Source organism: Arcicella sp. GW822-FHT02H01 (assembly GCF_058802005.1).
On the sequence record NZ_JBXANT010000001.1, the window covers coordinates 409498 to 423511 of the forward strand.

Annotated in this window: 12 protein-coding genes and 1 tRNA gene; 7 read left to right on the forward strand and 6 right to left on the reverse strand. The window is 34.7% G+C overall.

Going from position 1 to position 14014, the window contains the following annotated elements; translation table 11 throughout:
- Positions 1-40 precede the first annotated feature (40 nt).
- Positions 41-1012: a glycoside hydrolase family 43 protein gene (locus AC1RNE_RS01750; RefSeq protein WP_492799336.1), complete on the reverse strand. Its 972-nt coding sequence runs from the start codon at positions 1010-1012 to the stop codon at positions 41-43.
- Positions 1013-1593: 581 nt separating this feature from the next.
- On the opposite strand from AC1RNE_RS01750, the gene AC1RNE_RS01755 reads away from it, so the two are divergent.
- The 5 genes from AC1RNE_RS01755 (at position 1594) to AC1RNE_RS01775 (ending at position 6645) form a co-directional block, all read left to right on the forward strand.
- Positions 1594-2529 (forward strand): glycosyltransferase, encoded by a 936-nt coding sequence (locus AC1RNE_RS01755; protein ID WP_492799337.1) that lies wholly within the window; start codon positions 1594-1596, stop codon positions 2527-2529.
- Between the two features lie 103 nt (positions 2530-2632).
- Positions 2633-3403, forward strand: a complete 771-nt coding sequence (locus AC1RNE_RS01760; RefSeq protein ID WP_492799338.1) for an SGNH/GDSL hydrolase family protein — start codon at positions 2633-2635, stop codon at positions 3401-3403.
- A gap of 214 nt (positions 3404-3617) precedes the next feature.
- Entirely contained in the window at positions 3618-4283 is a 666-nt protein-coding gene (locus tag AC1RNE_RS01765) for a deoxynucleoside kinase (protein ID WP_492799339.1), read from the forward strand.
- 153 nt (positions 4284-4436) lie between these two features.
- Positions 4437-4805 (forward strand): BlaI/MecI/CopY family transcriptional regulator, encoded by a 369-nt coding sequence (locus AC1RNE_RS01770; RefSeq protein WP_309916896.1) that lies wholly within the window; start codon positions 4437-4439, stop codon positions 4803-4805.
- 40 nt (positions 4806-4845) lie between these two features.
- Positions 4846-6645: a M56 family metallopeptidase gene (locus AC1RNE_RS01775; RefSeq protein ID WP_492799340.1), complete on the forward strand. Its 1800-nt coding sequence runs from the start codon at positions 4846-4848 to the stop codon at positions 6643-6645.
- 52 nt (positions 6646-6697) lie between these two features.
- Here AC1RNE_RS01775 and AC1RNE_RS01780 read toward each other — a convergent pair.
- Positions 6698-6781, reverse strand: a tRNA-Leu gene (locus AC1RNE_RS01780).
- A 140-nt stretch (positions 6782-6921) separates the two neighbouring features.
- Between AC1RNE_RS01780 and AC1RNE_RS01785 the strand changes: the two genes are divergently transcribed.
- Complete coding sequence (locus AC1RNE_RS01785) at positions 6922-7326, forward strand: DUF3127 domain-containing protein (RefSeq protein WP_492799341.1); 405 nt, start codon at positions 6922-6924, stop codon at positions 7324-7326.
- Between the two features lie 59 nt (positions 7327-7385).
- Here the strand turns inward: AC1RNE_RS01785 and AC1RNE_RS01790 are convergent, their stop codons facing one another.
- The 4 genes from AC1RNE_RS01790 to AC1RNE_RS01805 all read right to left on the reverse strand — a co-directional run bounded on the left by AC1RNE_RS01790 (position 7386) and on the right by AC1RNE_RS01805 (position 11952).
- Positions 7386-8714, reverse strand: coding sequence for an ABC1 kinase family protein (locus AC1RNE_RS01790; RefSeq protein ID WP_492799342.1), 1329 nt, complete (start codon positions 8712-8714; stop codon positions 7386-7388).
- 129 nt (positions 8715-8843) lie between these two features.
- A complete protein-coding gene (locus AC1RNE_RS01795) occupies positions 8844-9476 on the reverse strand; it encodes a TetR family transcriptional regulator C-terminal domain-containing protein (RefSeq protein ID WP_492799343.1) in 633 nt (210 codons plus the stop codon).
- A gap of 100 nt (positions 9477-9576) precedes the next feature.
- Positions 9577-10875: a M43 family zinc metalloprotease gene (locus AC1RNE_RS01800; RefSeq protein WP_492799344.1), complete on the reverse strand. Its 1299-nt coding sequence runs from the start codon at positions 10873-10875 to the stop codon at positions 9577-9579.
- 114 nt (positions 10876-10989) lie between these two features.
- Positions 10990-11952, reverse strand: coding sequence for a PhoH family protein (locus AC1RNE_RS01805; protein ID WP_492799345.1), 963 nt, complete (start codon positions 11950-11952; stop codon positions 10990-10992).
- A gap of 255 nt (positions 11953-12207) precedes the next feature.
- Between AC1RNE_RS01805 and dnaB the strand changes: the two genes are divergently transcribed.
- Positions 12208-13818: a replicative DNA helicase gene (gene dnaB / locus AC1RNE_RS01810; RefSeq protein ID WP_492799346.1), complete on the forward strand. Its 1611-nt coding sequence runs from the start codon at positions 12208-12210 to the stop codon at positions 13816-13818.
- The last annotated feature ends 196 nt before the right edge of the window (positions 13819-14014 follow it).

Below are 14014 nucleotides of genomic sequence, written 5' to 3' on the forward strand. Positions count from 1 at the left end.
AAAAAACTAATTTCAGACCACTCTTTTTAAAGCTAATACTTTACTTAATTGTTTTCTTCTCAACACCTTCATTTGTAATAATTACAGGCTTGATAAGTCCGTTTTCATCAAAAAACATTTTATCGATACAAGTAACACGGGCATTTCCATCAGTCTCTGTCAACGGTCTTCTATGGTACACAATGTACCAATCGTCTGTCTTAGGATTTTTAATCACAGAGTGATGCCCCGCACCTCTAGCAATTTTAGGGTCTTGCTGTAAAATTTTACCAATACGTTTAAAAGGTCCAAATGGCGAATCGGCAATGGCATAAGCTACACAATAGTCAGGGCCAGTCCAGCCACCTTCAGACCACATAAAGTAATACTTACCATTCTTTTTAAACATAAAAGGTCCTTCAACGTAGTTTTCAGGAGTAATTTCCTTGAAAATACTTCCATCAGCATAAGGAATAAAGCCCGTAAAGTCTTTTTTCAAATGAGCAATATTACAATGTTTCCAGCCACCATAAATTAAATAATATTCGTCATTATCTTTAAAAACGAACTGGTCGATAGGCTGAGCGCCATTATAAAATTTGTCGATTAAAGGTTTTTTAAGATAATCCTTAAAAGGCCCCGAAGGTTTGTCAGCCACGGCTATCCCAATGCCACCATATTCTTGGTCGTTCTGGATATCATTTGCTCCAAAAAATAAATAGTATTTTCCTCCTTTTTTAATAATTGAAGGAGCCCAAACGGCTCTTTTAGCCCATTTCACATTAGCAGTATCCAATATCTTTGAATGCTTCGTCCAAGTAACTAAATCTTTGGAAGAAAAGGCGTCAAAGAATACTTGTTTACTATAAGGGGCTGAGTAAGTCGGATAAATCCAATAGGTTTTATCAAATATTATTCCCTCGGGGTCAGCATACCAACCTTTAAAAACAGGATTGCCAGCGGTAATAGATTGAGAAAAAAGCGTTTGTTGAGCAAACGTAAAAAGGATAATTAATAAAATTAGTTTTCGCATAAATAATTGGCTCAATATTTGTTATAGTTTACTGTGATATTTGATTTTTAATTTGTGTTGTACTCAAATAAGAAATATCTTTTCCTAACTGCTTATTTTCTTGTATTAAACTAAGAGAATTACTTGGAAAGTAGGCTCTAAAAGAAGCCTAGAATATCAAATTATAATAAAATCTCACCTCAATTCCCTCAAAAAGCGGAATTTTAGAAAAATCTTATACCATTTTACTTTAAAGTTTCAATGTTTAAATCTCTTAGAGGTTTAAACATATTTTTATGTCATCTAAAAGTGAATCCTAAGTTATATTAAATTATTTTATTGGGTGTGCTTATTAATCCTTACTATCAGCAAAGCATTCAATGATTAACATTTTAGTGGTGTTTTTTTCTTATTACATTATTACCATTTGATAACATCAAATAAAAATATAAGCTTTTGATGATGATTATTATTCGTCTATATAAAACACCATTTAAGATGATTAAAATTTCATTCAAATGAATAACATTTGTATAGATTATCGAAAGAATTAATCATTATTAGCCATACTAAATTTATTTTTAAATCCTTATTTTAAAATCATGTCATTAGAGACTACTCAGAATCCTGTAAGTATTAGTGTTGTAATGTGTACTTATAATGGGGTCAATTTTATTGAAGAACAATTAGATTGTATTATTAAACAAACATATCCACTAACAGAGGTTCTTATTTTTGATGATGCATCAACGGATGGAACGTGGGATAAGTTACAAGAACTAAAGGTAAAATATCCTATTTTATCGATTCAGCGCAATGAAAAGAATTTAGGTTTTAATGTCAACTTCCAGCAAGCATTAATGGCTGCTAATGGTGATATTATTGCGATTGCTGACCAAGATGATATTTGGGCATTAAATAAAATCCAAAGATTAATGGAGGCGTGGACAGAAGATACGCCTATTATTCATTGTGATTCAATTAGATTTAATGGAGAAGTTCCTGTAAATCCACAACCGACGCCTAACTACCTAAGATTTTCTGGTAATGACCCACGTAAGTTGTTTTTCTATAACACCGTTAGTGGTCATGCAATGTTGGTGAAGAAAAGCTTTTTAAAAGAGGTAATTCCTTTTCCTAGTGCCGAAGGCTTTTTCTATGATTGGTGGATGACCGTCGTAGCAGCTTGTAATGGCGGAGTAAGTTATCTGAATGAAGTATTGGTCTTTCAAAGAGTGCATGGTAAAAATGCTTCCATTGACTTTTCAACGAATGGCAATCAAAGTTTTATCAAGCACCGTAAAGATGCATTCAACCACATGAGCCAATTCTTGAAATATAATAAAATACCAGCCGAGCAATTGAAGTTTACAAGTAGGCTAAACAAATTGTTTGAAAAGAAATCTGATAATATTATTTATAAGTTCTTTTTCATGATGCTTATTTGGAAAAACAGGAATTTACTTTTTAGCTGTATGGTTAGAAAACCTTCATTAGTGCCCTATACTAAATACTCAATTCAGTGGGCCATCAAATAGTCGGCGACTCAATTGAAGAAAAACTAAAAATAAGTAGTATTTTGTTGGCTAAGAGTCTTTTGATAATGAGAAAAGATTTTTAGCTAACAAATCGCTGTTTAACATGAAAAACTTATTTACAAGACGCATATTTCTTCAATCGAGTTTTGTTACTGGCTTGGTATCTATCATAAAACCTTTGGATATAAAGGCTGAGAGAATAGAAATACCCGCAAAACTTACCTTTCTTTTTCAAGGAGATTCAATTACTGACGGCAATAGGGGAAGAAATACAGACCCCAACCATATCATGGGGCATGGCTATGCCTATGGTGTAGCAAGTAGGATAGGAGCAGATTTTCCTGAAGCAGGCTTTGCTTTTTATAATAGAGGAATTAGTGGAAACAGAATCCCTGATTTACAGAAAAGATGGAAACAAGATACGCTTGATTTAAAACCTGATGTATTGAGCCTGTTGATTGGTATTAATGATGTAAATGCCGTTTTTGCCAAACCCAATGAATCACCTGATGTAGCACAATTTGAGATAGGTTACAGAGATTTGCTAGACCAATGTAAAGCGAATAATCCAACTATAATTTTTGTATTGGGCATTCCTTTTGTCTATCCCATCAGAGCTAAGAAAGATAATTATGAGGCTTGGCAGAAAGAAACTAAGGAAAGAGCGGAGGTTGTGAAAAAACTCGCTAAAGAATATGATGCTGTATTGATTGATTATCCAGCGATGTTCGACAAAGCTTTTAAAAAGGCTGAAGGCGAGTACTGGATTTGGGATGGTGTTCATCCAACCGTTTTTGGGCATGAATTAATGGCTCGTGAATGGATTAAAGAAGTCAGTAGCAAAATGAAATTTTTGAAAAAGTATAAATATTAGCATTAGCTAGACCTTCGTAAGGAAGGTCTTTTTGTTTTATTATCGTTCATAAGCAATAAACGTATTTTGATTTTAAACCTAAAAAGACCGAAATTTGTATGTTAGCAGTTAATTAAACTGTCAGCCGTTTGTTTTAAAAGAAAGAGTTAACCCTAAATGGGTTGTTTACAGAACATTTCCACTTTTTAATTCATCAATTTTAATAAAATATACAATGCACATTGCCGTAACTGGAAACATCGGAGCTGGGAAAACATCACTAGCTAAAAAATTAGCAGATCATTTTGGATGGGAAGTATTATTTGAAGCGGTGGAAGGAAATCCATACTTAGCTGATTTTTATGAAGATATGTCTCGATGGGCCTTTCATTTGCAATTGTATTTTTTGAAAAGCAGGTACGAACAAGTACTACAAATCCAGCAGTCTAATAAACGAATCATTCAGGACAGAACGATTTATGAAGATGCTTACATTTTTGCTCAGAATCTTTATCAAGGCGGAATTATGTCTGAAAATGACTACCTAACTTATAAAGGCATTTTTGACTTAATGATGACTTCGGTAAAAGCACCCGACCTCACCATTTATTTGAAAGCAGATATGCCCAAGTTGGTTGCTCAAATCAAAAAAAGAGGAAGAGATTTTGAAGCAAATATTTCGGTAGAATACCTACAAGATTTGAATAACCATTATGATGCCTTCACTGAAAACTATACTTATGGGAAATTGTTGATTTTAGATGTAAATAATCTGGACTACCTCAACAATCCAGAAGATTTAGCTTTTGTGATTAATCAAGTCGATAAAGCCTTGTTATACGAAACGCCGCCACGCCCTAAGCCACTGACCGTCCCATCTTTATTTGATAAATCTGAATAATTTTCACCCACAATATTGACCGTTTGAGGTGAAATAATAACCTTATAAATTTATTTACGAAAATATTCGTAGATAAATTTGTTTATACGAATTGTTTCGTAGTATATTTGTTACGAAATAATTCGTAACAAATATTGAATGCAAATGGAACCTATCAAACCTACAGAATCTGAACTACAAATTCTTCAAGTACTTTGGTCGCTGGGTAAAGCTAGTGTAAGACAAGTAAATGATGAATTGTCGAAAGTGAGAGATATCGGCTATACTACTACGTTGAAACTTCTTCAAATTATGTTTGAAAAAAAGATAGTATCACGTATAGAAGAAGGCCGTTATCATTTATACGAAGCAGCCATTAGTGAAGAAGCCACACAGCAATTTTTAGTAGACAAATTTGTGGATACTGCTTTTAGAGGTTCGGCGATGAAACTCGTCATGCAAACATTGGGAAATCATCAAGCTTCTAAAGAAGAGTTAGATGAAATTAAAAAATTGATTGCACAAATTGAAGACAACTCCTAAACCTTTTTAAAATATCAAAATTTAACCCCTTTCTAAATCAATGAAATTAATGTTGAATTTTTTTCCAGAAAATGTAATGACAGCCATAGGCTGGACTTTACTTCACTCAGTTTGGCAATTAATCATAGTTGCTATTGTCTTAAAGGGTGCTTTCTTTTTATCAAAGAAATCGGCTACTAAAAGGTACTGGTTGGGTTTTTCGGGTTTGTTTGGTCAATTATTAGCAACTGTCGTTACATTTTTAATGGTTTTTGAAGAAAACTCCGTTTCCTTAAGCACTAAAAGTAATTTTACTTTTGACAAGCTTACGAAAACTAACTTATCAGATGCCTCTACGCTTTCTTCAAGCACTAATCTTTGGAATGATTTCCAACTATTGCTTTCAAACAACCTGAATTTATTGGTATCAGCTTGGTTAATAGGTACTGTATTTTTGTCGGTTCGATTAATGGGAGGGTATATTTATACGGAACAACTGCGTTGGAAACACACAAAGTCTGTACATGGCGACACGTTGGATATCTTCAACGAATTATTGAGAAAAGTAAATATTGGCAAAGGCATTAATTTATTGGAATCATCCCTAGCTACTACGCCGATGACAATTGGTTTTTTACAACCCGTCATATTATTACCCATTGGTTTGCTGACGGGCTTATCCAACAAAGAGATTGAAGCCATATTGGCTCATGAATTAGCACATATCAAACGACATGATTATTTGATTAATATCGTGCAATCAATTGTAGAGATACTTTTCTTTTTTCACCCAGCTACTTGGTGGATTTCAGCAAAAATTCGTGAAGAACGAGAAAACTGCTGTGATGATTTAGCCATTGAATTATGTGGTAACAACATTCATTTAGTAAAAGCACTTACAAAAGTCGAAATTTTTCAACAACAAACAAACCTTACATTAGCCATGGGATTTGCAGGAAAAAAACAAACTCTACTAGGTAGAGTACAAAGAATTTTAGGAGTAAAGAAAGTGAAATCAGTCAATTATGCAGGGATTATCGTCATGTCATTATTTGCGCTTACAACACTAGTTTTTGTTAATTTACCAAACAATGCTGAAGCACAAACGATTCCTGAGCCTCCGAAAGCTCCGAAAAGCCCTAAGGCACCTAAACCTCCTAAAAAAGCCCCTAAGATTGTTAGACATGACTTCAATAATAATTTCAATATTTCTGATGGGAATTTATATTTCAATGGTGAAAAGATTATTCTATCAGGTCCAGATAGTATTAAAGTAGCCCAAGAATTACAAGTGATTAATAAATTGGAAAAGCAAATGGAACCTCACTCTCAAAAGATAGAGGCACTTTCAAAAGAAATTTCAGTCTATAGTCAAAAAATCAATGATCAGAGCAAGCCAATGAATGAATTTTCAGCAAAGGTTTCAGGACTAGGGACTCAATTAGGAAAATTAGGCGAAAAGCAAGGTAAGCTTGCTACTCAGATGATTAATCTAAAAGATGGGTCACAAGCTAAGAAAAATGTTGAAGCTGAGATGAATCAAATTGAAAAGCAAATGAAAGTATTGGGAGATCAAATGGATAAGTATGGCGCTGAAATGGAAAAGATAGGAGAGAAGATGAATATTCATAGTGCTCCGATGGATAGTTTAAGTAAACTAATTGAATTTCAAGCAAAACCCATAGAAGCATTAGGAAAGGAAATCGAATTGCATGCCAAAGAAATTCAAAAGTATTTACCAGCTTCGATAAGAACTAAAATGAACGGTTCAATAAACGTTTCGACGCCTGATGCACCAGAACCACCATCGCCACCGGCACCCTCAGTGGCACCGCCTGCACCACCAGTGAAAAAACAATAATAGACAGAAAGTAAAAAACATCTTTGGAGTTTTCCAAAGATGTTTTTTTATGTGACAATGAGGAGACTCGAACTCCTACAGGATAACTCCCACTACCACCTCAAAGTAGCGTGTCTACCAATTCCACCACATTGCCTTTTTTGATGGTGCGAAATTAAAGAAAATTTACTTAATTGCAAAGATTTTCAGAGGCGAGGCAACCATGTTTGAAGTTGGTTTAATTAAACCGTTGAGAATCAAGGATACAATTAAGGAAAAAATAAAAAAAATATCACAATGGCATTAGAATTTGAAGGTAGTTTGATAAAAGTGCTCCCAGAAGTGAGTGGTCAAGGAAAAAATGGTGCTTGGGTTAAACAAGATTTTGTCCTTGAAACGGAAGAGCAATATCCTAAAAAAGCTTGTTTTACTGCATGGGGTGACAAATCTGCGGATTTAAAAACGTTCTCTTTGGGCGATAAGCTGAAAGTGACGTTTAGCGTAGAATCACGCGAGTATAATGAAAGATGGTATACCGATTTAAGAGCTTATAGAATTGATTTAGCGAGTGATGCTCCAAGCCCATCAGCGGGTTCGTCGTCTCCTGCGGCTTCATCAAGACCTTCAGCTCCTTCTAAGCCTGCTGCTCCAGCTGCAGACTTGCCTTCGTTCAGTGAAGATGATCAGGATTTACCTTTCTAAAGGAAAGGTTTTTTAGGCGTTAATAGCTCATTAATCGATGCAGTTAACGCCTAAAAAAATTAGCAAAGGCTCAATGCTTGAGATCTGAGCCATTCTGGGCGCGTTGTCGTCACTTTTGCTTTCAGCTCGTTCAAGATTGAATACAAGCCAAAATAAGTACGATTGATGTATAGTCCGTGCTGTGAACCACGTGCCACCTTAGAGTTTTTTAGCTCATCAAGGTTTTGTAGTTTCTCCGCATATAAATAAATGCTTTCAAAATAATCATCGTCGGCAAAATCAAATTCTTCAACTGCAAAAGGTTTGCCTAGTAAGAAAATCATTTCTTTAAACAAATCCCTAAAGAATACAGCTTCTTTCGCTGAATCGACCTTTGTGATAAAGTCCAACGTTTTGAAAATCTCCTCCGTTTTCTCATTATCTTCTAAGTTATCAAAATTGAGCAGGGCAAAGTAATTATCATAGAACTCATCATTAATTACTTTTATACAGCCAAAATCAATCACGCCCATTGTTCCGTCTTTTCTCATCAAGAAATTCCCTGGGTGAGGGTCAGCATGTACTTGTCTGAGCGTATGTATCTGAAAATCATAGAAATCCCAAAGAGCTTGCCCTATTTGATTCCTAATTTCTTGGGATGGATTCGTTTTCAAAAACTCGTTTAAGTGAAGTCCATCAAGCCAATCCATTGTCAAGATTTTTTCACATGATAAATCAGCGTAATATTTCGGGAAAAATAAACCATTTAAATGCGCACAGGCTTCTGAGATTTCCACCGAGCGTTTTAATTCTAATAAGTAATCGGTTTCTTCAATGAGCTTTTCGGCTACTTCCCCCATATACCTATCAACATCATTTTCATTCAAACCAAACATGGCAATGGCAATCGGACGAATCATTTTCAAGTCACTACCAATACTTTCTGAAACACCCGGATATTGTATTTTAACTGCTAACGATTTGCCATTTTTTGTAGCCTTGTGTACTTGCCCGATAGAGGCTGCATTACTAGCATTTATCTCGAAAGTATCATAAAGCTCAAGGGGTGATTTGCCAAAATATTTCCTAAAAGTTTTCATTACTAAAGGACCAGAAAGAGGGGGCGCAGAGTATTGAGACATCGCAAATTTTTCTCTGTAAGCTCTTGGCAACATTCCTTTGTCCATGCTTAACATTTGCGTAACTTTGAGGGCAGAACCTTTCATCTCACTCAAAGAAGAGTAGATGTCTGTAGCATTATCTTGGTGTAATTCATCACGACTTATAGTGGGGTCAATTATTTTTTTGACATTGTGTTTTAAATAATTACCACCAATTTTTACGCCTGTTTTTACAAATTTTGTAGCACGTGCAACTTTAGAAGTTGGTATTGAATTTTGTTCTTTCATTATCATAGAGAAAATCTATATCCATGTTTTCCTAGCCGATTAATCAATATGTTAAAATATTAAGTTATTGGCTATCAAATATGTTATGGTTATAATTCTAAATTAAACATTGAGAATATATTTTTTCTATTATCTATTTTGAAACATGAATTTTGCAAAGTCGATGACAGAGTCTAGCGCCGATGAAGCCATCAAATCGAATGATGTATTGACCGACTTTTCAATCATCGCATCTGTTTGTTGAAAATCTTTTGTCTTATCTTTTACCCAAAAATTAAGTACCATCAAGAACTGTAACCAGAAGGCATCAGGGTATCTTTCATCAATAAATTTTCTTGGTTGAACCTCATTACTTTCTTTTCCTTCAAAGATTAAATCACGGGCAAAATCTTTAAATGCTATTTTTAAGTCAACCATAAAAGCAGGTGTTTTTAGTCTGCGTTTATCAATCTGTCGCCACGTCTCAGTAGTATAACTTCTGTGTTGTTTTAGTACTTCAATCCACGTATAGTAAAATGCTAAAAGCTTTTCACGTACACTATACGTTGCGTAGATTTCTTCAGCTTCAATTTTAGCCTTTGTTTCATTAAAAAAACCTAGCCAAATGTCACTTTCCAATAGCTCGAATGAATTATAATATTCATAAAAATCACTCTCTTTCATTTTGAGCTTTTTGGTAAAAGCAAATACAGTAGGAGGTTGATTTCCATTTTCAAGAAAATACTCAATATAGGCTTGCTTGATTTTTTGTATTTTATCCATGATTTTTAATTTATGTAGTTAGTCAACAAAGGTTTTAACACTAGCTTATTGATTTAACAACATATAGTTGAAGAACTTTGTTCTTATTTTCTGCAATAAATTACCGTGTAATTAAAACCTTTTTTGATGCAATCTCTCCAGAGGCGTTTACATTAACAATGTAGTAGCCCGTAGCAAGCGGTTCTGAATCAAAATAATAATAACCACTTCTTTGTTGCGTCAAGACTTTCTCATCCACTAAAATACCTCTTAAATCATGCAGTTGAATTAATAAATCCTTTTCATCTTTAAAGGTCACTTTCAATTTAATACTACCATTAACCGCAGGATTAATAGGATTAGGCGTCACAGTTACTTGCAATCGTTCCGAGTCCGTGAGGGGCTCTGCATTATCTAATAACAGCTTTCTTTTCGTACTTAAACTTAGCGCTGCTCTGGTTCTATTCTTTTGGTCAACTGTAAATACATTCATACACCTGTCAGGCGAATAGTCCATATAGTTTTCAATCATATTCGCAATACTGGTACTAGTACAATTGGATGTCAGTTTATCACAGGTTGTATTTAGATTCAAGCTTTCTATTTGGGGTGTATCATTACAATAGTCGGTACCACAATACTCATCGCCATTAGGATGTAGTAAACCCAGCCAATGGCCTACTTCATGCGTGGTGGTTCTACCCAAGTTGTAAGATTGGCTTAATGTTCCACAACAATTCCCAAAGTTTCTATAATCAATAATCACGCCATCAAATAATTCTTGCTCACTAATATTTTGCGAATTAGCTCCCAAGCCTTCCAATTTACTATCATAAGGGAAACTTGCATAGCCTATTATGCCATTATTCCCACGTGTTACCCAAATATTCAAGTACTTTGTATTGTCCCATTGAATAATAGTCGCAATTTTTGTTTTTTCCTCCACAAAATTAAATCCACTTTGTCTGAAATAAGTACGAGTAATACCAGTGGTAGCATTTCCGTTTGGGTCTCTGTCAGCTAATTTGAAATTTATTTCCATATCAGTCCCTACAGGATTAGTGTTATAACCATTTGTTCCAAGCTTTTTTCGGTAATCTTCATTCAATATCTGAATCTGTGACATTATTTGGGCGTCAGAAATATTAATGTTGTTTGCACCTCCGATAACATTATTTGTATTATTATGAACAATATGTACAACTACAGGAATGGTATATATTTTATCTTCTATTCTGGCAAGGCTATTTTTACGTTGATTTTGTATGACTTGAATTTGACTTTCAAACAAAGATTTTCGTTGATTCCAATCGTTATATTTTTCTTGCATTTTTTTATTATCTAATGCAACACCACATTTATCTTGTGCCAATAGGGTAGAAGGCAGTAAAATGATTAATATGTATAGTAGTTTTCTCATTTTGGGTAATAGTTTATTGAAAGCTGAACATAAAAAATGGCTTTAACCTGCATTTTTTTATAAAAAATACAAATTAAAGCCGTTTTAGTGAGAGTCGTGTAATTTATTGGAAGGTTATTTCTGTGCTTCTGATTTTTCGTAAGCCATGATAATGTCACGAACTAAGCGGTGACGAACCACATCTTTGCCATCTAATTCTACAAAAGCAATGCCTTTGATGTTGTCTAGAATCCTACTAGCTTCTGCCAGACCCGATTTTACTTTAGTTGGTAAGTCAATTTGAGTTTTATCACCAGTGATAATTACTTTAGATTGTATCCCCATCCTTGTCAAGAACATTTTCATTTGCATAGGCGTAGTATTTTGTGCTTCATCCAATAAAATAAAAGCATTATTGAGCGTTCTACCACGCATATACGCTAACGGAGCAATTTCAATGACCCTGTTTTCGATAAAATATTTCAGTTTTTCGGGCTGAATCATATCATCTAAAGCATCATAAATAGGACGAAGATATGGATCTATTTTCTCTTTTAAGTCACCCGGTAAAAACCCTAGATTCTCACCAGCCTCCACAGCGGGACGAGTAATAATTATTTTTTTTACTTCTTTATTTTTTAATGCTTTTACTGCAATCGCAACAGCAGTATACGTTTTTCCAGTTCCAGCAGGGCCAACGGCGAAAACAATGTCATTTTTTGAAGCGGCCTCAACCATTTTTTGCTGGTTGGGTGTTTTTACTTTAATAACTACTCCTTTGGTGCCATACAATAATACATCGTCTTCCTCTTTCAGATGTACATTGGGTTCAGTAGCGGGATTTTTCTCTAGCGTAAGGTAAGATTGAACTTGCTCTTTAGAAATCTTCCCATATTTTTGGTAGTGTTGGATGAGCGAATCCAATATTTCATTTATTCTTACAATCTCTGGCAGTGAGCCTCGGATGGTAATTTCATTTCCACGAGAAATAATTTTACTTTGAGGAAACGCCGCAGCAACTTGTTTGATATTGCTGTTTTCAACACCAAGAAAACCAACCAACTCAAGGTCTTCTAAGGTAATTATTTTTTCTGTCAAATCTGAAATATGTTAAAGTTTGAATAATATTCTACTTAAACTTAATAAAAAAAAGCATCAGTTGGTGCATAATTTTAGATTAAATATCATTCAATGATTTTAAACTTTGATTATCAATAAATTATGAAATCTCTGGTTTTATATTTTTCGGTTTTCTAAGAATTTCTTTGTAAAATTGTGTTGCGTAAAGAAAATCTCCTTTTTGAAATATTTTAAAATTTGTAAAATCTGGATGAAAAGGCTTGAATACTGAGAATGGAACAAACAAATCAAAATAACGGAAATTATAAAAAAAACGGTAATTATGCCGGTGGACGAATCTCTGCTCAAAACAGATGGTTGGATACTGGATTGGGTAAAATTCCGCCCCAAGCAACAGATTTAGAAGAAGCTGTTCTAGGAGCTTTGATGTTAGAGCGTGATGCCCTAACAGATGTAATTGATATTTTAAAAGTTGAATCGTTTTATAAAGAAGCCCATCAAAGAATTTATGGGGCTATTACGCAATTATTTGCCAATTCAGAACCTATTGACTTATTAACGGTTAAAAACCAATTAGTTACAACGGGGGAATTAGAAATAGCAGGAGGAGTACAATATTTAGCTGAATTGACACAAAGGGTAAATTCAGCAGCCAATATAGAGTTTCATGCCAGAATTGTAGTAGAACACTCGCTAAAAAGACAATTGATTACTGTATCATCTGAGATTCAGAAAATGGCTTATGAAGATACTACCGACGTATTCATGTTGTTGGATAAAATTGAGCAAGAACTTTTTAGGATTTCAGAGGCTAATATCAGAAAAAATTATTCTGATATGGGGCAGATTATGCGTTCGGCCTTATTAGAACTTGAATTAAAGAAAAATCAAAAAGAAGGCTTAACGGGCGTACCAACAGGTTTTACAGCCTTAGATAGGGTTACTTCTGGCTTTCAGAAAACAGAATTAATTATTATTGCTGCCCGCCCAGGTATGGGTAAAACAGCCTTGATTCTATCAGCTTGTAGAAATGCTGCCGTTGACCACGGGCAAGCAGTAGCATTCTTTTCATTAGAAATGTCATCTGTTCAGTTGGTCAATCGTTTGATTTCGGCAGAAGCAGAACTAGAATCAGATAAATTAAGAAAAGGAAATCTTGCTCCACACGAATGGGCACAGTTGCATGCAAAGATTGGCAAATTGACCAATGCACCGATTTTTATTGATGATACCCCAGCATTGTCTATTTTGGAATTAAGGGCTAAGGCTCGCCGTTTGAAAGCTCAGCATGATATTCAGATGATTGTGATTGACTACCTTCAACTAATGTCTGGTGACTCTGGCGGAAAAGGCACAGGTAACCGTGAACAAGAAATTGCGAATATTTCTCGTTCATTGAAACAGCTTGCCAAGGAATTGAATGTACCTGTGATTGCACTATCACAATTAAGCCGTGCTGTTGAAACCAGAGGGGGAGATAAGAAGCCTCAACTATCAGATTTACGTGAATCAGGGTCGATTGAGCAAGATGCCGATATGGTAATGTTTATCTATCGTCCAGATTATTATGGTATTACCCAAGATGAATCAGGCAATTCGGTAGCTGGAATAGGAGAGTTGATTATCGCTAAAAACCGTGCGGGTTCATTAGATACTGTTCAATTAAGATTTATAGGAAAATATACAAAATACTGCGATTTAGACGCTGGTGATTATATGGGCTATGCAGGTGATAGCCTTCAATCTTTCCAGCAGATAGATAATCCTGCGGCCGCTTTTGAAAGTGGGGGTAAAATGTTGGGTAGTAAAATCAATAATTTGCCGTCTCAAAATACAGGTTCAGCTTTCGGCAGTACTTCTCCGAACCAAGATGTTCCTTTTTAAAAGTATTCATTTTTTAAAACATTAACCATCCTGAATTTTAGAGTCAGAAAAAGCGGTCGAAAAACTAATTTCGACCGCTTTTTTATGATTGAGAAATAACGAATTCCTACTGTTTGAGCGAAGCGAGTTTAGGAATTCTTGATTTTTTTGTTACTTTTTGTATCAAGACAAAAAGTAAGGACGAGGATAAATCCAA